The following is a 20,526-nucleotide window of genomic DNA, read 5'->3' as shown; positions in this document are numbered from 1 at the left end:
GGATCGGCGCCCGCCGCGGGCACGCACGATGACGCTCACGCGCGCGCACGTCGTGGTGCGGGGCCGCGTGCAGGGCGTGTGGTTCCGCGCGTCGACGCGCCGTCGCGCGCAGGAGCTCGGCCTGCACGGCTGGGTGCGCAACCGCGCGGACGGCAGCGTGGAGGCCGTCTTCGAGGGCCCGACCGGGGCCGTCGATCTCGCGCTCGCCTTCGTGCGCCGCGGGCCCGAGAACGCGCGCGTCGACGACGTCGAGGTGCTCGCGCACGAGGCGATCGACGCCCCGCGCGAGGCGGGCTTCCGCGTTCGTTAGTCATTCCGCGTGACGCTCCGCACGGGCTCGCGTAGAGTGCGAGCGCCGGGGCCAGGAGGACGCATGGACGCAGACCGCCATCGGTCGCGCGGAGCGCGGAGCCGCGCGCTCCGGCTCCTGCGAGTCACCGCGCTCGCCGCACTCGCCGCGGCGGCGGCCGCGACCGCGGCCTGCAAGGCGCCACCGCCGCCCCTCGTGCTGCCCGACGTCGCGATCGTCGCGCCCGTGAACTTCGACTCCACGAGCCCGCCGCAGATCCGCGCGGGCGAGGAGCACGTCCAGGCGCTCGTCGAGGCCTATCTCGAGCGCAGCGGCGTGCGCGTGCAGCCCGTCGAGCCGCCCGCGTTCATCGAGGCCTGGGAGGCCGAGCTCGGCGACACCGCACGCGCGAAGCTCACGAACGAGGGCTTCGCGGCCATCCTCGGCCGCGTGCTCGAGCGCCTCGCCGAGCCCGGAACGGACACGGTGCTCGTCGTTCCGCACGTCCTCTACCGGCAGGCGAAGCTCGTCGGCACGAAGGGCCGGTGGGACGGCGTCGGCCGCAAGGTGGTGATCGAAGGGCTCTGGGAGATCGAAGGCATCGAGTTCCATGGGCAGTTCAGCGGCGACATCGTCGCGACCTCCGCCCGCATCCGCGTCGTCGACCGCCAGGCAACGGTCGTTCACGAGGGATTCGGCGGGATCGACCTCGCCCAGAAGCTCTCGGGGGGAACGCGGGGCAGCGTCTATCGGTACCAGTGGACGGACCGCACGGGCGGGGAGATCTTCGAGGACAAGTCGAACATCGCGAGCGCGATCGTGACGGCCTTCGATCCGTTCATTCCGAAGTCGCGCTGAGGCCTGGCGCGCTTCGCCGCTCGGGTACTCTCCGCCGGCCGTGCACGCGCTCCTGCTCGCATTCCTCTCCGGCGCGCCCGCGCTCGTCTACCAGGTGGTGTGGACGCGCGAGGTCGCGCTGCTCGCGGGCGTGCAGATCGACGCGATCGCGACCGTGGTCGCGGCCTTCTTCGGCGGGCTCGCGCTCGGGTCGCGCGCGCTCGGCGCGCGGGTCGACGCGAGCGCGCGGCCGCTCCGCTTCTACGGGCTGCTCGAGATCACAGCGGCGGCGCTCGCCGTCGCGGCGACGGCCGCGCTGCGCGCGCTCGACGCGCACGGGCCGGCGAGCGCGAGCGCCATGCTCGCGGCGTGCGCGGCCGCGATCTTCCCGGTCACGTTCCTGCTCGGCGGCACGCAGCCCGCGCTGCTTCGCAGCACGGGCGCGCTCGCGGCGCGCGCGGCCGCGCCGGCCGGCGCGATCCAGGGCATCAACACCGCGGGCGCCGTGCTCGGCGTCGCCGCCGCCGCGTTCGCGATCCCGACGTCCGGCCTGTGGGCGACGCTCGTCGCGGGCGCGCTTTGCGCGGCGGGCGTCGGCGCACTCGCCGTCGCACTCGATCGGGCGCCGCGCGCCCGAGCGGCGACGAGCGGCGCGGTCGGTGCAGACGACGCCGCCGCGGTCGATGCGCGCACGCCGGGCGCCGAGCCCGCGGCGGACGCGGCGGAGCGCCCTGCGCTGCCCGCGCCGCGGGCGCCGCTCCCCCTCGGCACGCTCTCGCTCGCCGCCGCGGCCGGCTTCGCGACGCTCGGCTTCGAGGTGCTGTCGGCGCGCATGGCCGCGCTCCACCTCGGCTCGTCGCTCTTCGCGTGGGCACTCGTGCTCGCGACCTTCCTCGCCGGGCTCGCGGCCGGGAACCTCGCGCTCGCGCGGCGCGCCGCCTCCACGTCGACGCCGCGCGCGCTGCTCGCGCGCGTCGAGGTCGCGTGCGCGATCGCGATCGCGGCGGGCCTCGCCGTGCTCGCGCCGCCGCTCGCGCGCGGCGCATCGGGCATCTCCGCGGCCTCGCTCGCCGCCGTCGCGCTCGGGACGCTCCCGCCCGCCTTCTGCATGGGCGCCGCATTCCCGCTGTTCGCGCGCCTCGTGCTCGACACGGCGCCCGGCCGCTCCTTCGGCGCACTCGCCGCGTGGAACACGGCCGGCGGCATCGCGGGCTCGCTCGCCGCGCCGCTCGCACTGCTGCCCGCGTTCGGTCTCGTCGGCGGCGCGCTCGCGTGCGCGGGCGCGAACCTCGCGATCGGCCTCGCGCTGCTCGCGCGCGCGCACGACCGCGAGCCCGCGCGCATGCCGCTCGCGCGCGCCGCCGCGCGCGCCGTCGGCGCCACGGCGGTCGCGACGGCGCTCGGGACGTGGGGCGCCGCACAGCGACAGCCGCCGGGCGCGATCCACGTCGAGCACGGGCGCCACGCGACGGCCGTCGTCGTCGATCGCGACGGCGAGCGCGAGCTCGTCGTCGACGGCGACTCCGAGGCGTTCACCGGCGGCGACGCGCGCCGCACGGAAGAGCTGCTCGCCGCGCTCCCGCTCGCGATCCATCCCGCGCCACGGCGCTTCCTCGAGGTCGGCTTCGGCGCCGGCATCACGCTCGGCGCGGCCGCGCGCTTCCCGCTCGACGCGATCGAGTGCGTCGAGATCGCGGACGAGGTGCTGCGCGCCGGGCGCTACCTCGAGCCCGCGAACCGCGGCGTGCTGCGCGACCGCGCGCTCGTGCTCCACCACCGCGACGCGCGCGCATGGCTCCGCCGCGTCGACGCGCCGTTCGACGTCGTCGTCGCGAACACGCTCCACCCGTGGTCGCTCGGCGCCACGGGGCTCTACTCGCGCGAGTACTTCGAGCGGCTCGCGCGCGCCGTCGCGCCGAGCGGGATCGCCACGCAGTGGATTCCGGCCGAGCGCATCGCCGCCGCGAGCTTCCGATCGATCGCGCGCACGTTCTTCGACGTGTTCGAGCACGGCGTCGTGCTCTGGGGAGCGCGCAACGCGATCCTGCTCGGAGCGCACGAGCCGTTCGCACTCCCCGACGACGCGACCCTCGCCGCGAGGCTCGCCGCGGCGGGCTTCGCGCTCGACGACCTCGGCCTCGCGCGGCCGGGCGGCGACCCGCTCGCGGCGCGGCGCATCGCGAGCGCCGACGACGTGCGCGCCGCGTTCGGCGCCGGCGAAGTGCTCCGCGACGACGTCCCGCGACTCGAGATGCACGCGGCGCGCGGGAGCGGCGGCGACGACGCCGCGATCTTCGAGGCACTCGTCGCGCTCGCGCGCACCGCGCGCGGAGACGCGGACGCGCCCTCGCCGCTCGAGACCTGGCTCGAGGCGCGCCGCCTGCGCGAGCGCGGCGATCGCGACGCCGCGGACGCGCTCGAAGCCGAAGCGGAGAGCGCGAATCTCGCGCTCGCGCGACGCGCGCGCGCCGACCGCCTGGCGGAGCGCGCGAGCGAGGCCCATCGCGGCGGCGACGCGGCGCGCGCCGAGGAGCTCTTCCGCGAGGCGGCGAGCACCGATCCGGGAAGCCGCGGTGCCGCCCTCGGGCTCGCGGGCCTCGCGCAGGAGCGCGGCGACGCGGGCGAGGCGATCGCGCGGCTGCGCGCGTGGGTCGAGCGGGAGCCCGCCGACGCCGGCGCGTGGAACCACCTCGCGAGCGTGCTCGCCGAACGGCGCGACCTCGACGGCGCGCGGCGCGCGCTCGACGCCGCGCTCGGCGCGAACCCGTTCTTCCCGAAGGCGATCGCGAACGCCGGGCTCCTCGCGGCCGCGCGCGGCGACGTGCGCGCCGCGCGCGCCGAGCTCGAGCGCCTGCGCGCCCTCGGCGCGCGCGCGCAGGCCGCGACGCTCGAGGCCGCGGTCGACCTCGCCGGCTCCGCACAGTAGGCGCGGCGCGCGGGGCGGAGCGGCGCACGGCGCGAGCCGGCGCGCAGCGCGCTAGGCGGGGTCGCGCGCGAGCCGGAGCCCGCTGAACTGCCAGCGCGCCGCGGCCGGGAAGAAGTTCCGGTACGTCGTGCGGACGTGCTCGGCGGGCGTCGCGCACGAGCCGCCGCGCAGCACCCACTGGTCGGCCATGAACTTGCCGTTGTACTCGCCGAGCGCGCCCGCAGCGGGCCGGAAGCGCGGGTAGGCGACGTACGGACTGCGCGTCCACTCCCAGACGTGGCCGAGCAGGTGTCGCACTGCGGGAGCGCCGGCGTGCGCGCCGAGGGTCGGCGACGCGTCGTCCGCGTCGCCCGCGCAGCCGAGCGGGCGCAGCGCGCCGCCCTCCGCGAAGCCCGCGCGCCGGCCGGCGTCGGGCGCGGGCGCGAACCGCTCCGCCGTGCGCTCCCACTCGGCCTCGGTCGGGAGGCGCGCGCCGGCCCAGGTCGCGAACGCGTCGGCCTCGTAGTAGCTCACGTGGCAGACGGGCTCGTCGGCGTGCGCGGGGACGAGCCCGCCGAGCGTGAAGCGCTCCCACGGCGCGCCGGCCTCGGCGCGCTGCCAGTAGAGCGGCGCCTCCCAGCCTTCGGCGCAGCGGCGCGTCCAGCCGTCCGAGAGCCACAGCGACGGCGTCGCATAGCCCCCGTCCTCGACGAACGCGATCCACTCGCCGTTCGTGACGGCGCGCGACGCGATCTCGAAGGCCTCGACGAACACGCGGTGGCGCGGGCGCTCGTTGTCGAACGCGAAGCCCGCGCCCGCGTCGCCGATCTCGCAGAGCGCTTCGTCGAACGCCGCCCACGCGAGCGGCGTGGGCACGCCCTCCGCGGGGCGCTGCGGACGGGGCGCGTAGGCGGGGAGGAGCGGGTTCTGCGCGAGCGCGTGCTGGAGGTCGGTGAGCACGAGCTCCTGATGCTGCTGCTCGTGCTCGAGCCCGAGCTCGACGAGGTCGCAGAGCGCGTCGTGCGGCGCGTCGAGCAGCCGCTCGACCCGCGAGTCGACCGCCGCGCGGTACGCGAGCACCTCGGCGAGACCCGGGCGCGTGACGAGCCCGCGGAGCGGCCGGGGATGCTGCTCGCCGATGCTGTTGTAGTAGGAGTTGAAGAGCACGCGATAGGCGGGGTCGTGCGGCGCGAACGCGGGCTCGAAGCGCTCGAGCGCGAACGTCTCGAAGAACCAGGTCGTGTGCGCGAGGTGCCACTTCGTCGGGCTCGCATCGGGCATCGACTGCACGCTCGCGTCGGCCTCGGAGAGCGGGCGCGCGAGCGCGACGGTCGCGGCGCGCACGCGCGCGAAGCGCTCGCGCAGTGTGCGCACGCGCGCGGGGGCGGCGCCGTCCGCGCGCGCGCTAGCGCTCGCCATCGCGCTCGAAGACGAGGAACGACTGCCGCTCGAGGAAGTCGTGCCGGGCGACGCGCCGGTAGCCGGCGGCCGTCATCTCGCGCTCGATCTCCTCCTCGCTCGTCGCGTGGTGGCCGCCCACCCAGCTCGGGCTCTCCCGGAACTCGACGATCGCGACGCGCCCGCCCGGCGCGAGCGCCGCCGCGAGCCGCTCGAAGTACGCGACGCGGTCCTGCAGGTGGTGATAGGTGTTGCTCGTGAACACGAGATCGACGCTCGCCGGCGCGAGGCGCGCGTCGTCGGGCGCCGCGTGCACGACCTCGACCTGCGCGACGCCGCGCTCGCCGGCGTCGCGCGCGAGCGCGCTCAGCATGCCGTCGTCGACGTCGACGGCGAGGACGCGCCCGCCGGGCCCGACCGCGTCCGCGAGCCGGAACGTGAAGTAGCCGCCGCCCGCGCCGAGGTCGGCCACGCGGTCGCCGGGCGCGAGCGCGAGCGCCTCGACGACGCGCGCGGGCTGCTGCCACGCGTCGCGATCGGCGGGTGCGTAGGCGCGGCGCTTGAGCGCCGTGCACGCCGGCCCGGCGACGAGGAGCGCGAGCGCCATGGCCGCGAAGGCCGCCGCGAGGGCGCGCGCGCGGCCGCGGCGGCCGGCGCGCCGGGGTCGGCCGTGGGACGTCTGCATCGGATCCTCCTCCGGGGGTGCGGCGTGACGGGCGCGCGGCCGACCGCCGATGCTAGGCGTCGCCGAGGAGCCCCTTGCCCGGCACGTGGTTCGCCTCGAGCCGGATGCCGTCCGGGTCCTCGAAGAGCAGCGAGTAGTAGCCGGGTGCCCAGGCGTCCTCCTGCGGCGCGTGCACGATCGTCGCGCCGAGGTCGACGAGCAGTGCGTGCAGCGCGTCGACCTGCTCGCGGCTGCGCATGCGGAAGCAGACGTGGTGGAGGCCCGGCCGCCCCTGGTCGAAGCGCGCCCCCTCGTGGTCGGTCGAGGGCGCGCGCACGCCGAACGCGGTGCGACCGCCGACGCAGTAGTAGAAGCCCGGCCCGTCGAGGACGGGCTTCATGCCGAAGCGCGGGAGCAGCTCGCCGTAGAAGGCGCGGGATCGGGCGAAGTCGCCCGCCGTCACGAACACGTGTGCGATGCCGTTGATCTCGAGGTCCACGAAGGCTCCGTCATCCCGGGCGCGTCGGGTGCGTGGTCGGTCGGGCGCGTGCGACGTCGGCGGCGCTCACTCCTCGTCGCGCGAGAGGCGCGCGTGCTCGCGCCACAGGCTCGCGGCGTAGAGCCCGAGCGCGACGAGCGTGACGCCGTAGGCGGCGACGACGTAGCTCACGTCTCCTCCCCCGCCGCGCGCAGCGCGGCGCGCGCGCGCAGCGTCTCGACCTCGAAGCGCAGCACGAGCAGGTACAGGAAGGCCGCGAACAGCGCGAGGTTGCCGAGCAGGAACGGCATGCCCATGCCGGCGCCGAGGCTCCCGCGCTCGAGGTTCTCGGGGTGCATCGCGCGCTCGTCGAAGATCTCGATCACGAAGTAGTTGAGCGGGATCAGCAGCACGCCCACGATGCCGTAGACCGCTGCGAAGCGCGCCGTTCGCGCGCCGCCCTCCGTGAACGCGCGCAGGAACAGATAGGCGAGGTAGATGAAGAAGAGCAGGAGCGTCACGGTGAGCCGCGGATCCCAGCTCCACCACTTGCCCCACGTCCCCTTCGCCCAGATCGGGCCGGTGATCATCATCAGCGCGCAGAAGAGCGTCCCCACCTCGGCGCCCGCGATCGCGAGCCGGTCCCAGGCCTCGCGGTCGGTGCGGAGGTAGAGCGCGCCCGCGATCGCGGTGACGATGAAGCCGAGATACGCGCCGTAGGCGAGCGGCGGGTGGACGTAGAGGATCTTCTGGATCACGCCCTGCACCGAGTCGATCGGTGCGTTCGCGACGTACCAGGCCCAGACGACGAGGAGCGCGGCCGTCGCCGCGCCGAGCGGCCGGCGCGCGCGCGCGCTCGTGCGCTCGAGGGAGTGCGAGGACGCAGTGACCTTCATCGCGCGCCGCGCCGGGTGCGCGACGTCAGAACGACGTCAGCTGGCCGAGCGGCCGGCGCCACGTGTACTCCCACGGATCGAGCACCGTCTGCTGCCACGCCTGCGCGAGGTCGCCGTTGTTCCAGTACCACTCGCCGTCGATCGCGAGGTTGACCAGGGATTCGACGGCCGTGGGCACGGCGACCGTCGCGCCCGTCACGCCGAACAGCGAGAGCCCGACGGCCGAATCGAGGAACGCGAGCGGACGCAGGAGCAGGATGTCGACGGGCACCTCGAAGCCCCAGTGATAGGGGCCGGACGGCGGCGCCTCCTCCTCGGCGGTCTCGAGGAAGTCCTCGCTGAGGAAGTCGTCCGATTCGGTGCCGCGGTCGAGGAAGTCGTCGCGCAGGAAGTCGTCCTGCCCGCCGCCGGCGTCGGGCACCGCTTCCTCGTCGGCGCTCGGCGCGTCGGCGTCGTCCTGCGCGCGCGCCGCGGTGCCGGCACCGACGAGCACGATCGCGACGGCGAGCGCGAGGAGCGACACGAAGGACGGGAGGCCGCGCCGGGCGAGCGAGCGGACGAGTCGGAGTGCGCGCATGACGGTCGGGTGCTCCAGGACAGGGGGGTGGCGAAGCGGCGCGCATCCTAGCACGCGGTGCCCCGCCGACGGCGCGGCGGAGCTACGGCTGGCGATCGCCAGCGAGCCCGCTCGCGAGCGGCAGCTCGAGCAGGAACCGCGAGCCCTTGCCGGCCTCGCTCTCGACGCGCAGGTCGCCGCCGTGATCGAGCGCGACGCCGTGCGCGATGCTGAGCCCGAGCCCCGTGCCGCCCTCGCGCAGCCGCGTGGTGAAGAATGGGTCGAAGACGTGCGCGAGCGCACCGTCGTCGATGCCCGGGCCGTCGTCGCTCACCGCGATGCGAACGAGGTCGCCGATCGGCGCGACGGTCACGCGCACGTGCACGCCGCGCTCGCGCGACTCGATCGCGTTGCGCACGACGTTGAGCAGCGCCTGCTCGAGCTCGAACGCGCCCGCGATCACGGTGACGGGCGTGCGCTCGGAGCCGCCCGCGACGCTGAGCTCGATCGAGCCGCTGCGTGACATCGCATAGCCTTCGCACTGCCTGCACACGCGCGCCGCGAGCGCGACGACGTCCTCCGGCGCCTTCTCCGTGCGCTCGTTGCGCGCGAACTGGAGCATGCTGCGCACGATGCGCGCGCAGCGGTGGGCTTCGTCGGCGACGTCGCGGAGCGCCTTGACGTACACGTCCTTCCCGTCCGTCGCGTCCATTCCGCTCGTGCTCGCGAGCGCGTACTGTGCACTCGCCAGGATGGCCGCGAGCGGGTTGTTGACCTGGTGCGCGATGCCGGCCGCGAGCGTGCCGATGGAGGCGAGGCGCTCGCTCCGCTGCAGCTCGCGCAGCGACGTCGCGAGCTCGGCCGTGCGCTCCTCGATCTTCTCCTCGAGCGACGCGCGGTACTGCTCGAGCGCGCGCTCCTCCGCGGCGCGGCGCGTGACGTCGCGCGAGATCGTCAGGATGCGCCGCTCGCCGCTCGCGAGCCGGTGGGAGCGCACGTGCGCCTCGACCGCGCGCGGCGTCCCGTCGCTCGCGACCATCTCGAAGACGCGCCCGACCGAGGTGCCCGCGTCGAGCGCATCGCCGAGCGCTTCGAAGTCGCCCGCCTCGAGATCCTGCACGAGGAAGTCGCCGACGAAGCGACCGACGAGCTCCTCCGGCCGACGGCCGAGGACCGACTCGTGGGCGGGGTTCGCGTAGAGGACGCGCCCCCGATCGTCGAGCTCGGCGATCAGGTCGGTCGCGTGCTCGGTCATGTAGCGGAACCGTTCGAGCGCGCGGTCGCGGGCGGCGAGGCCCTGCCGCGCCTTCGCCTGCAGCGCGTCGAGGCGCGCCAGGTAGCGCGAGCGGAACACGCGGACGACCGACGCGAGCGCGAGCACGGACGCCAGCGCGATGGCCGGCTCGCTCCAGGCGGCGAGCGGCGCGCCCGACGCGTACACGCCGAACGCCCAGACCGCGACGCACGCCGCCATCAGCGCGAAGCACGAGGCCGAGCGGAAGGCCAGCAGTCCGAGCGCGAGGGCGACGAGGTAGAGACCGTAGGCGTGCTGCGGCTTCGCGGTCACGCCGAGGAAGAGGGCCTCGTTCGCGAGCACGACGACGGTGAGCGCCGCGACCAACACCTGCGCGGCGACCGCACCGACCGGCCAGCCGCGGAGCGCCGCCGCGACGACGAGGAACACCGCGCCGCTCGCCGCCGCCACCCTGCCGATCACGGCGGGGTGCGGGTCGGTGTGCAGGTGCACGACGCCGATCAGCACGTAGGCGATGCCGACGAGCGCGAAGCTCGGAACGACCGCGTCGCGCATCGCGCGGTCGGCGGCCGCCGCCAGCCGGACCGGGCGCGAACGGCGCGCGGACGCGTCGCCCCCGCGACTCACGCCGCCGGCGCGGCCCCGCGCTCGCGGCCCGGCGCACGCGCCACGCGCGCGGCGATCCGCACGCCGACCGCTGCGACGAGCACGGCGACGAGCGGCGCATAGCCGGCCTGGCCCGCGATCACGCGCGAGGCATAGCTGTTCAGGAAGATCACCCAGAGCACCCAGCTCCCCGTCAGGTGCAGCCGGCGCCAGCTCGCGCGCGAGAGCCACGCGGCCGTGCGATCGGTCGACGTCAGCACCATCAGCGCGAGCAGGAGGTAGGCGACGCCACCGCCGACGAGCGTCACCGGGTCGAGCTGCGCGACGAACGGGTCGGGAAACGCGAGCGCGATGCCGGCGAGCGCGGCGAGGTGGCTGAAGTGCGCGACCGCGAAGCCGAGGCCGAGGTAGCGGCGGTTGCGGAGCGACCACGCCGTCGCGGGCGTCGCCCACAGCTGACGCAGCGGGCGCGCGGCGAAGGCGAGCGCGAAGAGCACGACGCCGACGCGCGCGGAGACGCGCACGACGACGCGCAGCGCCTCCTCGGTCGCGCCGTACAGCGCGAACGACGCGGCCGTCGCCGCGAACATCGCGACCGCCGACGCCGCGACGAGCCGCGGCCCGCCGAACGCGTCGCGACGCGCGCGCCGCGCTCGCGCGCCCGCTTCCGCCGGCGCGGCGTTCGCGGCCGGCGCGCCGGCACCGTGGGTCGGCGCGCGATCCTCGCGTTCCGGCATCCCGCGTTCCTCCCCTCCGTTCCGAGCCGAGCCGAGCCGAGCCGAGGCGTTCGGGAGCGGCCCGGAGCCCGCGCGGCGCGACCCTCCACACCGACGGACGGGCGGGCAGAACATGCCACTTCGCTCCGCCCCGCGCGCGTTCGATCGCGCATAATGCCGGGCCGCGCGCACGCGAGCGCGCGCAGCGGGAGATCGCGATGCGGCTCGTCCGTGCTGTCGCCCCCGGTCTCGACGAACGGGGTGCGGAAGCGCCGCCGACGCTCGGCGCCGTCGTCGGCGACCACGTCGTCGATCTCTCGGCCGCCGACCCCGGCCTCCCGCGCGACGTCGGCGCCCTTCTCGCCCTCGGCCCGGCCGGGCTCGAGGCCGCGCGGCGCGCCGCCGCCGACCCCGCCGCGCCGCGCACACCCCTCGCGCGCACCCGGCTCCTCGCGCCGATCGCGCGTCCGCCCAAGATCCTCGCCGTCGGCCTGAACTACCGCGATCACATCGCCGAGTCCGGGCTCGAGACCCCGACCGTCCCGATGATCTTCAACAAGCAGTCGACGTCGGCGAACGGACCGTTCGCGCCCGTCCACCGCCCGCGCGCGAGCGACAAGCTCGACTACGAAGGCGAGCTCGGCTTCGTGATCGGCGCGCGCTGCCGCCACGTGCCGCGCGAGGACGCGCACCGCGTCATCGCGGGCTACTGCGTCGTGAACGACGTCAGCGTGCGCGACTGGCAGATGCGCTCGGCGACCTTCACGATGGGCAAGTCGTGGGACACGCACTGTCCGTTCGGCCCGTGGATCACGACGGCCGACGAGGTGCCGCACCCCGACGCGCTCGAGCTGCGCACGTGGGTCGACGGCGAGCTGCGGCAGCACTCGAACACGAAGCACCTGCTGTTCGACTGCGCTTCGCTCGTCGCACACCTCTCGACCGCGTTCACGCTCGAGCCCGGCGACCTGGTCGCGACCGGCACGCCGAGCGGCGTCGGCTCGGGCATGAAGCCGCGCCGCTACCTCGCTCCCGGGCAGGTCGTGCGCGTGGAGATCGAGGGGCTCGGAGCGATCGAGAACGCGGTCGTCGACGAGCCGGACGACACCGTCGCCTACTGAAGTCGCAACGATCGGAGGATGCCATGCCGCGCCACGTGCTCGTCGTGCTCACCAACGCCGTCGACGGCCGCCACGACGAGTTCAACACCTGGTACGAGGACGTCCACCTCGGCGACGTGCTCGGCGTCGAGGGCTTCACGGCCGCGCAGCGCTTCCGCCTCGCCGAGCGACAGATGGTCGAGGACCGCAGCTACGAGTACCTCGCCATCTACGAGATCGACGAGGAGGATCTCGGCACCGCGCTCGACGCGCTGCGCGGGAGCTCGGGCTCGATGGTGATCAGCGACGCGCTCGCGGACGGCGCGAAGGCGCTCGCGTTCACCGCCATCGGGCCGCGCCACACGGGCTGAAGCGCTCCGTCAGCGCTGCGTGCGGAAGACGCCGCCGTCGACCGACAGCTCGGCGCCCGTCACGTAGCGCGCCTCGTCCGACATCAGGAAGCGCACGACGGTCGCGATCTCGCGCGGTTCGCCCAGGCGCCCGAGCGGGATCTGCCTCTCGAAGTAGGCGCGCTGCTCGGGGGTGGACAGCGGCCCGGCCATCATCGGCGTCTCGATGTAGCCCGGGCAGACGCAGTTCGCGCGCACGCCGTCGTCGGCGAACCGGTCGGCGACGGAGCGCACGAGCCCGAGCAGCCCCGCCTTCGAGGCACAGTAGGCGGGGATCGCCGCGTTGCCGACGAGCGCGTCGAGCGATGCGATCGCGACGATCGCCGAGCCCGCGTTCGCGCGCAGATCGGACGCCATGGCGCGCACGAGGAGCGCACACGCGGTGAGGTTGACGTCGACGACGGCGTGCCACGACGCGGCGTCGAGCTCGTCGACCGGCACCGTCTGCACGACGCCCGCCGAGTGCACGAGCCCGCCGAGCGTCCCGAGCGCCGCGCGCGAGGCGTCGAGCGCGGCGGGGAAGCGCTCGGGCGCGCGCACGTCGACCGCGAGCCCGATCGCCGCGACGCCCGTCGCCTCGGCGATCTCGCGCGCCGCGCGCTCCGTCGTCGCCGCGTCGAGATCCCAGAGCGCGACGCCGCGCCCGGCCTCCGCGAGCGCGCGCGCGCACGCGAGCCCGATCCCCGACGCGCCTCCGGTCACGACGACGCCCGTCGTCGGCGAGAGCTCGATGCCTGCCATGGATCCTCCGCTCCTCCGCGCCCGGCCGCCGAGGCCGCGCGCGGCGTTCGTTCGCGCGCGGCCGGCGCGCGCGGTGGCTCAGCCGTCCGCGCGCGGGCGCCGGCCCGCGCTCGCCGCACCGCGACCCACCGCGCGCGGGTCGGGGCTCGACGCCGCATAACGTCGCAGCTCGTCGAGGCGCACGTCGGCGCGATCGCAGGGTTCGCCGCGCACGCGCTGCACGAGCTCGAGCAGCAGGTCGGCCGACATGCCGACGACCTCGCCCCAGTCGCCCGCGAGCTTCCACGTCACGTAGCGCTCGCCTTCCCACTCGTGCTCGATGCCGACCGCCGCCTCCGGCGCGAGCAACGGCTCGACGTCCGCGACGAGCAGACGCGCGACCTCGCGCGGGTTCGCGACGAAGCGCGGCGGGCGCTCGAGCCAGCCCACGAACGCCGCGACGTGGTGGCCGGCGCCGCTCCACGCGTCGTCGAGCCTCGCGACGATGCGCACCGCGCGCGGGTCGAGGCCCACCTCCTCGCGCGCCTCGCGCAGCGCGGCCGCCTCGAGCGAGGCGTCGCTCGCGTCGACGCGTCCGCCCGGGAACGCGACCTGGCCCGAGTGCGCGCGCAGCGACGCCGCGCGCTCGGTCAGCAGGAGACGCACGCCGTCGCCTTCGCGCCAGAACGGAAGGAGCACGGCTGCGGGGAGGAACGACGGCGGGAGCGCGTCCGCCGGGAGAGCGCGCGCGGCGCGCCCGCCGAGCGAGCGCAGCCGCGCTTCGAAGTCGTCGGCGAACGCCCGGCTCACAGCCACGCGACGAGTGCGCCGATGCCACCCCCGATCGCGAGGATCGCGTTGCACAGCACGGTGACGAGCACGCCCGGCGCGCGCTTCGGCGCGTCCTCCACGTAGCCGCGGAAGTAGACGAAGCGGCCGACGATCCACACGACGCCGACGAGCGCGGCGAGGGCCGGGCTCACGTAGACGCCGAAGATCGCGATCGCGGGCACGAAGACGACGAGGTTCTCGAGCGTGTTCTGGTGCGCGCGCATCGTGCGCTCGAACGCCGGATGACCCGTGATCGCAGGCGCGGCCACGCCGTACTCCGCGCGCGCGCGACCGACCGCGATGCCGAACAGCATGTACTCGATCAGGGCGCAGACGATGACGAACGCGACCCACTCCATGCGGACCTCCGCGCGAAGGGCGCGGCGGCGAGCCTATCACGCGCGCGGGTCGGCGCGGCGCGCCGGGCGGCAGAGGCGGCGCCGCGCGCTCGTTCGCGGAGCGCGAACGCGTCAGTCGAGCGGGCGGTGGATGAGCTGGACGCGCTTGCGCTTCGCGAGCGCGAGGAGGTCGGCGTCGGGCTCGCCGGGGCTCGCGTAGACGATGACCAGCCCGGGAAGCGCGACGCCCTCGTGGTAGCTGAGCGCGTTCCAGACGACCTGGCGGTTCAGGTCCGCGTACGGCCCGCCCACGATCATGTGGAGCCGGCGCGTCTTCGCGACCGCGAACTGCTGCGCGAGGTCGAGCGACTCGCGCTCGCGCGACTCGGTGCGCGCGTCCGCGAGGAGCGTGTAGGCCTCCATGCGCGTCGCGGCGTAGAGCGGGAAGACGTGCGGCGCCCGCAGCCCGCGCACCTCGCGACCGGCCGCGCGGAGCCGCCCGTCGAGCTCGTCGGCCGTCATCGACGTCGCGCAGCCCGCGCCGACGGCGGCCAGCGCGAGGAGCGCCGCGACGACGGCGACGGTCGCGCGACGAGCGCCGCGCGGCTGCGCGAGCGGCGAGGCGTGGGTGCCGGACATGCGGCGCGGATCGGCCCGCGCATCGCGGGGCTTGAGGCGCTGCGCGGCGTCGGGCCTAGCCCGCGCCGCGGTAGCCGCGCACGCGCAAGCGCTGCCACGCGAGCGCGACCCGCCGGGCGGCGCGCTCGATCGCGCCCGCGCGCGTCGCGCGCACGAGCGCGCCGTCGCGCCACTCCTCGACGCGGTCGCCGCGCACGCGCAGCTCGCTGCCGTCGGGGCGGAGGATGCGCGAGGGGAGACCGCGGTCGAGCGCGTCGGCCGCCGCCGTGATGCGCACGGGCATCGAGGCGCGAAAGCGCGCCGCGATCGCCTGGAGGCGCGGCGACGCGTCGAACGCACCGCGGCGCGCCTCGACGATCGCGAGCACCGGCGCGCCGCCCGGCGCGACGAGATCGACGGTCGCGCCGAGCCGGTCGGGGCGGTCGGCCAGGTCGAGCTGGCCCTTCAGCCACGCGCAGCGATACGCGCCGCAGAGCGCCGGCCGCTCCGCGCGGCCGTGGATCGCGCAGCCGGCCTCGCCGCCGCGCTGGTGCACGCAGTCGACGCCGCCGAGCTTGCGCAGCGGGTCGACGCGCAGGACCGTGCAGCAGAGCGAGCACGTTCCGCAGACGCGCCCGGGCGCCGCGTCCGATGCCGGCTCGGGCCGGCCGCGCACGGCGCTGCTCGTCGCCGGACGTCGCGTGTCGTCTCCGCTCATCGCTGCCGGGGAATAGCGAGCGCGCGACACGTGCGCTGCCGGCCGGGGCCCGAAGGCGCGCCGGGGTCGCTCCCCGCCCGACCGCGGCGCGCGCGGCCCCGGCCTTCAGCCTGCGCGCGACCCATCCGATGGGGGGCGCCATGCACGGCGCCTCGACCCGCCACCGCTCCCGTCCGACGGCGCGCGGCCTCGCCGGCGCGGCCCTCCTGGCCGCGCTCCTCCTCCCCGGCTGCGGCGCGTTCGAGGAGCTCGACAAGGCGAGCGCCATGCTCGACAAGGGCAAGAAGACCGAGGCGAAGGCGGAGGAGGCCCCGGCCGACCCGCGCCGCCGCCTCGAGTGGAGCAACGTGAAGTCGATCCACGGCGGCGACCTCGAGGGCCGCATCGTCCGCTGCACGGTCGACGGTGCGGTGAAGTTCTCGAGCCCGGCCGACTGCCGCGCGCAGGGCGGAACGATCGACGCCGTCTGACGCGCGACGCGCGCGCGTCGCACACCTAACGAGCGACCAGCTCGTAGATCCAGCGATCCTCGTCGAATCCCGCGAGCTCGCCCGGCCGACCGGCGAGCACGGCGCGCATCGCGTACACGCGCCCGTCGATGCGCACGCGCACGAGCGGGCTCGCGCGCAGGTGCTCGAGCCAGCGCCGGCCGTCGGCGGGGTCGACGTAGAGGCGGCCGTCGCGCACGACGTAGTTCACCTGCACCGAGTAGGGATCGCCCGGGCGCGTCTCGAGCTCGAGCACGCCGGTGTGCGACGCGCCCCACGAGGCGGGCACGGCCGCCGGCTCGCCCGCGAGCGCGCCGCCCGGAATCGCGAGCAGCGGGCCGCCGCAGCCCGCGAGCAGAGTGGCGAGAGGTGCGGCGAGCAGAGTGGCGAGCAGCGCCGCGGCGACGCGCATCCGAGATCGCTCCATTGCCGTCCTCCCCTCGCGGCCCGTCGCGCCGCGCACCGGGATCATCCGTCGAGCGGGAACACGAGCGGCCAGACGATCGCGTCGAGCACGGCCGTCTGCAGTGCGAACGGGACGGCGCCCGCGATCGCGAGCGCGCGCGACGCGCGGCCCGGGTGCGGCTCCATGCGCGCGACGAACGCGAGCACGCCGAGCGCCGCGACACCGACCGTCGCGAGGCACGCGAGGATCGCGAGCCACAGCGCGCGCGAGGGCGTCGCCAGCATCGCGTAGGTGAGCGGGAGCCAGAGCGCCGACGGGAAGACGATCGCGCCGAACAGCGGCGCGAGCGCGCCGAACCCGAGCTCGCGCCCGGCGATGCGCGCGCGAGCGCGCGCGGGGTCCGCGCGCAGCAGGTGCTGCGCGAACGCGAAGAAGCCCGCGGCCGCGAGCAGCATGTTCAGGGTGTAGGCCGGCTTCCAGGCGTCGGGCACGCCGCCCCAGAGGCCGCTCGTGCCCTCGGGCGGCGGCACGAGTGCGCCATACACGTAGCTCGCGACGACGAGCGGACCGCCGACGAGCGTGGTCGCGATCCATCGCGCGCGCGCGTCCATCACCGCGCTCCGGCACCACCGCGCGGCGCGCGCTCCGCGCGCCGGCGGTCGAAGCGACCGTGGTCGAGGAAGTGGATCGCCTGCGCAGCGACGTCCCGCGCGTAGGGCAGCGCCGTGTGCGCGGCGGGCAGCACGACGAAGTCGCGCATTCCGTCGACGCGCGCGCTCGCGACCGCGACGGCGCCGTCGTCCGGCCCCTCGAGCATCCACGAGCCGATCGGGTTCCAGCTGCGATCGCCCGCGATGACGCCGAGCTCGAACGGCACGGGGCCCGCGCGCGCGAGCCGCCCCGGAAGCGCGTCCTCGCCCGTTCCGAGCTCGCGTCCGGTCGGGCCGAGCACCGCGCGGAGCGCACCGAGGCGATCGACGATCGCGCTCCCGGCGCTCGGCGGGCCGAGCATCACGACGCGGCCGATGCGCGCGTCGTTCGCGCGCGCGGCCCACGCGCGCAGCACGAGCCCGCCGAGCGAGTGCGTCACGAAGTGCACGCGCTCGGCGTCCGCACAGCAGCGCGCGATCTCGCGATCGACGTCGTCGACGATGGCGTCGAAGGGGCGCGTCACCGACGCATAGCCGACCGCGTGCGTCGCATAGCCCGCGCGCGCGAGGCGCCGCTCGAGCCACGCCATCGCGCGTGCGCTGCGACCGAGCCCGTGCAGCAGGACGACCGCGCCGCGCGAGGCCGGCTCGCGCGCGACCGCATGCGCGGACACGGTGCGCGGCGCCGGGGCGCCGGACGCGGGAGCCGCGACCGAGGCGACGAAGCCGTGCAACGCGGCGACGGCGAGCGCGCAGTGACGCGCCGCGGATCCGAGATCCATCACCATGGGGGCTCTCCCGGGCCGGTGGAGCGCGCATCTCGACCCGGCGCGCGAGTGTAGGAGGCCGATCGCGCGCGTCACGCGCGCGCGGACCGCGGCACGCGCTCAGTCGGCGCAGCGGAGCCGGTCCCACTCGCCGTCGAGCGGATGCGGCACCCACGGATAGGTGTCCTCGCCGGGCCGCGCCCAGACGAGCGCGCCCGCGCGGCGCCAGCCGTCGAGGACGAGCCCCCGCTCGACGGCGGCGCCGCGCGGCGCGAGCAGCGGGCTGTTGTGCTCGCGCAGCCGGCTCCCGCGATGGGCGACGACCCAGTGCACGTCGAGCGTGCGGAGGTCGAGCGCGCGCAGCCGCGCGGCCATGTCCTCGGCCCAGTGGCAGCACAGTCCGCGCTCGCGCAGGCCCGAGTTCACGAGCGCGTTGTGGAGCTGCGGGGGCCACGTCATGCGATAGACGTCCGCGAGCTCGCGCGTCGCCGCGAGCGCGGTCTGCGCGGCGAGCCGCGCCTCGCCCGCGTCGACCGCGGCGTCGAGCCCGGCGAGGGCGCCCGCGAGCGCCACCACTTCGGCGTCCGGCTCCGCCCCGCCTCCGCCCTGCGTCCCGCCCGAATGCGCGCACGCCGTCGCGAGCCACGCGAGCGCCGCGAGCGCGAGCGCCGCTCGATCAGCGGACACGGACCGACGCGCCGCGCTCGTCGGGGCGCATGCGCGCGAGGAACTCGCCGAGCGGCGCGGGCGGGGCGACGTCCCGACCCGGGTCGTAGTCGCTCGCCCAGAACTCGCGCCAGGACGGGAAGAAGTCGTGGTAGCCGCCCTCGTACGGCTCGCGATCCGGCCAGCGCATCTTGTTCGCGCCGATCGGCGGCGCGTTCTGGTCCGCCGCGTACCAGTAGAGCGGGAGGCGGCGGCGGAAGAGCCAGCGGCCGTCGATGCGCTCGTAGCGGTCCCAGTAGAGCATCGTCATCACGACCCACTCGTCGCCCGTCTCGTGCTCGTTGCGGCTGTAGACGAGGCCGCGCGCGGTGTCGCGCGACTCGAGCTCGACGATGTGGTTGCCCGTGACGTGCGCGGTGCCCGTGAACTGCAGCCGCAGCGTGTCGTCGAACCAGCGCTTGAGCGCGGCGCGTCCGCGCTCGCCCCCGCCGACGCGCACGTCCTCGGGAAACAGGCCGACGAGCGCGTCGAGGTCGCGCATGTCGAGCGCGAGACAGTACTTCGCGACGAGCTGTCGGATCTCGTCGATCGATTCGAGACGGTCGAGCCGCTCGTCGCTCGTCACGCGCGCTCCTCTCCGGGCGAAGCCGCGCGCTCGAGCGAGAGCCACAGTCGCAGCAGGTGCCGGCGCTCGCGCGGCGCGTCTCCGTCCCGATAGGCGGTGCGCGCGTGCACGACCGTGTGGTTCGACAGGAGCTGCACGTCGCCCGGAGCGAGCTGCATGTCGAGCCGGAACGCGGGCGAGCCGGCGATCTCCTCGAACAGGTCGAGCAGCGCGAGCTCGTCGGCGGTGAACGGCGCGACGCCCGCGTGTCGCGTCGCGGAGCGGAAGTAGTCGGAGTGGTAGAACGTGCGCAGCCGGCCGCGTGCGTGGCGACACGGCGCAACGGGCAGGTACGGCGCGCGCCCGTCGCCCTGCTCGCCGCGCGAGTCGAGGGCGAAGGGCTCGTAGAGGCGCGCGAGCAGGTCGGGCCGGCGCGCGAGGATCTCGTCGTGCACGGCGACCGAGCTCGCGATGCGACTCGCTCCGCCGGCCGGCGACGCGCGCAGGCAGAGCAGCCCGACGACGTCCGCGAGATCGCAGTGGAACGCGATGTCGCCCGACGTGCGATAGCGCCGGACGAACGGGTCGCGCGCGTCGTCGCCCGTGTCGGTGACGTGGCCGAGCACGTCGCCCTGCGGATTCTGCGCGCCCGGCGTCCCGAGGTGCAGCCCCATCCCGAAGAACGCGAGGCCCGCGAGCTCGTCGCCCCAGCGCTCGACGGGCAGGCCGCGCAGCAGGACGAAGCCGCGGCCGGCGTCGAGCTCGCGCGCCCAGCCCGCGATGCGGGGCGCGAGGCGCGGGAGCGGGAACGCGTCGCGCGTGAGCGCACCCGGCGCGGCGCCGCTCGCGAGCACGCCGCGCGCCGCGCCCTCGAGCTCGGCGACCTCGTGCGGGGCGAGCGGCGTCGCGAGCGCGTCGAGCCCGCGAGCGGCGAGCTCGGCGCCGCGCCACGAAGCAGGCCCGCCGACCGGCGCGCGCGCGACGCCCTCGTGCTCGCGCGCGAAGTAGTGGAGCGCCTGGGAGCCGAAGCTGCGCAGCGCCGGGGCGGGGGTCGCGGTCATCGCGCGGGAGGGTGCCAGAGCCGCGCTCGCGCGGGAAGACCGGCGCACCCGCACCGCGTTCCCGCGCCCACCTAACGACCGTCGAAGAGCAGCCCGAGGTCCTGCGACGATTCGAGCGACACGAGCTGCCAGGACGCATCGGCGCGATAGAAGACGAGCTGCCAGACGACGGCGCCCTCGTCGAAGCGCTCGAGATACACGAGGCGGACGACGCGCTTCGCCGCCTCGTCGCGCCGCACGCGCTCCCAGCCGAGCGAGAGCCCGATGGTCGCGCGCAGCCGCTTGCGCTCCGCCTCGGCGCCCGCGATCTGTGCCGCGAGCTCGCTCCCGCCCTCGGACCAGTACCGACCGACGCTGCGATACGCCTCGGCGATCTCGTTCGCGACCATTGCCGAGAGGAACGCTTCGGCGACGTCGCGCAGGTCTTCGTCGCTGCGGAGGCTCTGCGGCAGCGCCGTCGCGGGCGATGCGGCGAAGCCGATCGAGGCCGCGCATGCGAGCGCGAGCGCCGCGCGCGCCGCAGTCCGGATGCCGTCCATCGCTCCCTCC

Annotated in this window: 26 protein-coding genes; 6 read left to right on the top strand and 20 right to left on the bottom strand. The window is 75.8% G+C overall.

All coding sequences use genetic code 11. From position 1 onward, the window contains the following. Positions 1–28: 28 nt before the first annotated feature. From R3E88_11415 to R3E88_11405, 3 genes are all read left to right on the top strand, one after another. On the top strand, positions 29–310 hold the full coding sequence (locus R3E88_11415) for an acylphosphatase (GenBank protein MEZ4217078.1): 282 nt from the start codon (positions 29–31) through the stop codon (positions 308–310). 63 nt (positions 311–373) lie between these two features. After that, positions 374–1,147: a hypothetical protein gene (locus R3E88_11410; GenBank protein MEZ4217077.1), complete on the top strand. Its 774-nt coding sequence runs from the start codon at positions 374–376 to the stop codon at positions 1,145–1,147. 40 nt (positions 1,148–1,187) lie between these two features. After that, positions 1,188–4,052 carry a fused MFS/spermidine synthase gene (locus R3E88_11405; protein MEZ4217076.1) on the top strand — a complete coding sequence of 955 codons (2,865 nt, stop codon included), beginning with the start codon at positions 1,188–1,190 and terminating at the stop codon, positions 4,050–4,052. 51 nt (positions 4,053–4,103) lie between these two features. Here R3E88_11405 and egtB read toward each other — a convergent pair whose 3' ends face one another. From egtB to R3E88_11365, 8 genes are all read right to left on the bottom strand, one after another. Next, a complete protein-coding gene (egtB, locus tag R3E88_11400) occupies positions 4,104–5,450 on the bottom strand; it encodes an ergothioneine biosynthesis protein EgtB (protein ID MEZ4217075.1) in 1,347 nt (448 codons plus the stop codon). Continuing rightward, positions 5,437–6,114 carry a class I SAM-dependent methyltransferase gene (locus R3E88_11395; protein MEZ4217074.1) on the bottom strand — a complete coding sequence of 226 codons (678 nt, stop codon included), beginning with the start codon at positions 6,112–6,114 and terminating at the stop codon, positions 5,437–5,439. Before R3E88_11395 ends, egtB begins: the two co-directional genes overlap by 14 nt. A 52-nt stretch (positions 6,115–6,166) precedes the next feature. Next, complete coding sequence (locus R3E88_11390) at positions 6,167–6,592, bottom strand: VOC family protein (protein ID MEZ4217073.1); 426 nt, start codon at positions 6,590–6,592, stop codon at positions 6,167–6,169. Positions 6,593–6,658: 66 nt separating this feature from the next. Further along, the gene (gene ccmD, locus R3E88_11385) at positions 6,659–6,763 is read right to left on the bottom strand and encodes a heme exporter protein CcmD (GenBank protein ID MEZ4217072.1); all 105 of its coding nucleotides are present in this window, start codon (positions 6,761–6,763) and stop codon (positions 6,659–6,661) included. Beyond that, complete coding sequence (gene ccsA, locus R3E88_11380) at positions 6,760–7,467, bottom strand: cytochrome c biogenesis protein CcsA (GenBank protein ID MEZ4217071.1); 708 nt, start codon at positions 7,465–7,467, stop codon at positions 6,760–6,762. Before ccsA ends, ccmD begins: the two co-directional genes overlap by 4 nt. 25 nt (positions 7,468–7,492) lie before the next feature. Then, the gene (locus tag R3E88_11375; GenBank protein MEZ4217070.1) at positions 7,493–8,044 is read right to left on the bottom strand and encodes a hypothetical protein; all 552 of its coding nucleotides are present in this window, start codon (positions 8,042–8,044) and stop codon (positions 7,493–7,495) included. An 82-nt stretch (positions 8,045–8,126) separates the two neighbouring features. Beyond that, positions 8,127–9,833, bottom strand: coding sequence for an ATP-binding protein (locus tag R3E88_11370; GenBank protein ID MEZ4217069.1), 1,707 nt, complete (start codon positions 9,831–9,833; stop codon positions 8,127–8,129). Positions 9,834–9,901: 68 nt separating this feature from the next. After that, positions 9,902–10,621 carry a hypothetical protein gene (locus tag R3E88_11365; GenBank protein ID MEZ4217068.1) on the bottom strand — a complete coding sequence of 240 codons (720 nt, stop codon included), beginning with the start codon at positions 10,619–10,621 and terminating at the stop codon, positions 9,902–9,904. A gap of 197 nt (positions 10,622–10,818) precedes the next feature. On the opposite strand from R3E88_11365, the gene R3E88_11360 reads away from it, so the two are divergent. Further along, positions 10,819–11,721, top strand: a complete 903-nt coding sequence (locus tag R3E88_11360; GenBank protein ID MEZ4217067.1) for a fumarylacetoacetate hydrolase family protein — start codon at positions 10,819–10,821, stop codon at positions 11,719–11,721. 23 nt (positions 11,722–11,744) lie between these two features. Further along, entirely contained in the window at positions 11,745–12,071 is a 327-nt protein-coding gene (locus R3E88_11355) for a DUF4286 family protein (protein MEZ4217066.1), read from the top strand. A gap of 9 nt (positions 12,072–12,080) precedes the next feature. On the opposite strand, the gene R3E88_11350 is transcribed toward R3E88_11355, so the two are convergent. The 5 genes from R3E88_11350 to R3E88_11330 all read right to left on the bottom strand — a co-directional run bounded on the left by R3E88_11350 (position 12,081) and on the right by R3E88_11330 (position 15,293). Further along, entirely contained in the window at positions 12,081–12,851 is a 771-nt protein-coding gene (locus tag R3E88_11350) for an SDR family NAD(P)-dependent oxidoreductase (GenBank protein MEZ4217065.1), read from the bottom strand. A 78-nt stretch (positions 12,852–12,929) separates the two neighbouring features. Further along, the gene (locus R3E88_11345; protein ID MEZ4217064.1) at positions 12,930–13,646 is read right to left on the bottom strand and encodes a CoA pyrophosphatase; all 717 of its coding nucleotides are present in this window, start codon (positions 13,644–13,646) and stop codon (positions 12,930–12,932) included. Beyond that, positions 13,637–14,020: an MAPEG family protein gene (locus tag R3E88_11340; GenBank protein MEZ4217063.1), complete on the bottom strand. Its 384-nt coding sequence runs from the start codon at positions 14,018–14,020 to the stop codon at positions 13,637–13,639. The genes R3E88_11345 and R3E88_11340 overlap by 10 nt, the downstream gene beginning before the upstream one ends. A 111-nt stretch (positions 14,021–14,131) precedes the next feature. Then, the gene (locus R3E88_11335; protein MEZ4217062.1) at positions 14,132–14,638 is read right to left on the bottom strand and encodes a hypothetical protein; all 507 of its coding nucleotides are present in this window, start codon (positions 14,636–14,638) and stop codon (positions 14,132–14,134) included. 55 nt (positions 14,639–14,693) lie between these two features. Continuing rightward, entirely contained in the window at positions 14,694–15,293 is a 600-nt protein-coding gene (locus R3E88_11330; GenBank protein MEZ4217061.1) for a hypothetical protein, read from the bottom strand. A gap of 182 nt (positions 15,294–15,475) precedes the next feature. On the opposite strand from R3E88_11330, the gene R3E88_11325 reads away from it, so the two are divergent. Beyond that, the gene (locus tag R3E88_11325; protein MEZ4217060.1) at positions 15,476–15,805 is read left to right on the top strand and encodes a hypothetical protein; all 330 of its coding nucleotides are present in this window, start codon (positions 15,476–15,478) and stop codon (positions 15,803–15,805) included. Between the two features lie 25 nt (positions 15,806–15,830). Here the strand turns inward: R3E88_11325 and R3E88_11320 are convergent, their stop codons facing one another. The 7 genes from R3E88_11320 to R3E88_11290 all read right to left on the bottom strand — a co-directional run bounded on the left by R3E88_11320 (position 15,831) and on the right by R3E88_11290 (position 20,516). Then, positions 15,831–16,250 (bottom strand): hypothetical protein, encoded by a 420-nt coding sequence (locus R3E88_11320; protein ID MEZ4217059.1) that lies wholly within the window; start codon positions 16,248–16,250, stop codon positions 15,831–15,833. A 41-nt stretch (positions 16,251–16,291) separates the two neighbouring features. Further along, positions 16,292–16,840 (bottom strand): hypothetical protein, encoded by a 549-nt coding sequence (locus tag R3E88_11315; GenBank protein ID MEZ4217058.1) that lies wholly within the window; start codon positions 16,838–16,840, stop codon positions 16,292–16,294. After that, positions 16,840–17,661: an alpha/beta fold hydrolase gene (locus R3E88_11310; protein ID MEZ4217057.1), complete on the bottom strand. Its 822-nt coding sequence runs from the start codon at positions 17,659–17,661 to the stop codon at positions 16,840–16,842. Before R3E88_11310 ends, R3E88_11315 begins: the two co-directional genes overlap by 1 nt. Positions 17,662–17,766: 105 nt before the next feature. Then, positions 17,767–18,333 carry a hypothetical protein gene (locus tag R3E88_11305; protein ID MEZ4217056.1) on the bottom strand — a complete coding sequence of 189 codons (567 nt, stop codon included), beginning with the start codon at positions 18,331–18,333 and terminating at the stop codon, positions 17,767–17,769. Then, positions 18,323–18,937: a nuclear transport factor 2 family protein gene (locus R3E88_11300; protein ID MEZ4217055.1), complete on the bottom strand. Its 615-nt coding sequence runs from the start codon at positions 18,935–18,937 to the stop codon at positions 18,323–18,325. Before R3E88_11300 ends, R3E88_11305 begins: the two co-directional genes overlap by 11 nt. Beyond that, a complete protein-coding gene (locus R3E88_11295; GenBank protein ID MEZ4217054.1) occupies positions 18,934–19,977 on the bottom strand; it encodes a TauD/TfdA family dioxygenase in 1,044 nt (347 codons plus the stop codon). Before R3E88_11295 ends, R3E88_11300 begins: the two co-directional genes overlap by 4 nt. A 71-nt stretch (positions 19,978–20,048) precedes the next feature. After that, on the bottom strand, positions 20,049–20,516 hold the full coding sequence (locus tag R3E88_11290; protein ID MEZ4217053.1) for a hypothetical protein: 468 nt from the start codon (positions 20,514–20,516) through the stop codon (positions 20,049–20,051). Between the last annotated feature and the right edge of the window lie 10 nt (positions 20,517–20,526).

This window comes from Myxococcota bacterium (assembly GCA_041389495.1).
Classification (GTDB): domain Bacteria; phylum Myxococcota_A; class UBA9160; order UBA9160; family UBA4427; genus JAWKRT01.
This window is presented reverse-complemented; position numbering and strand designations above follow the sequence as displayed.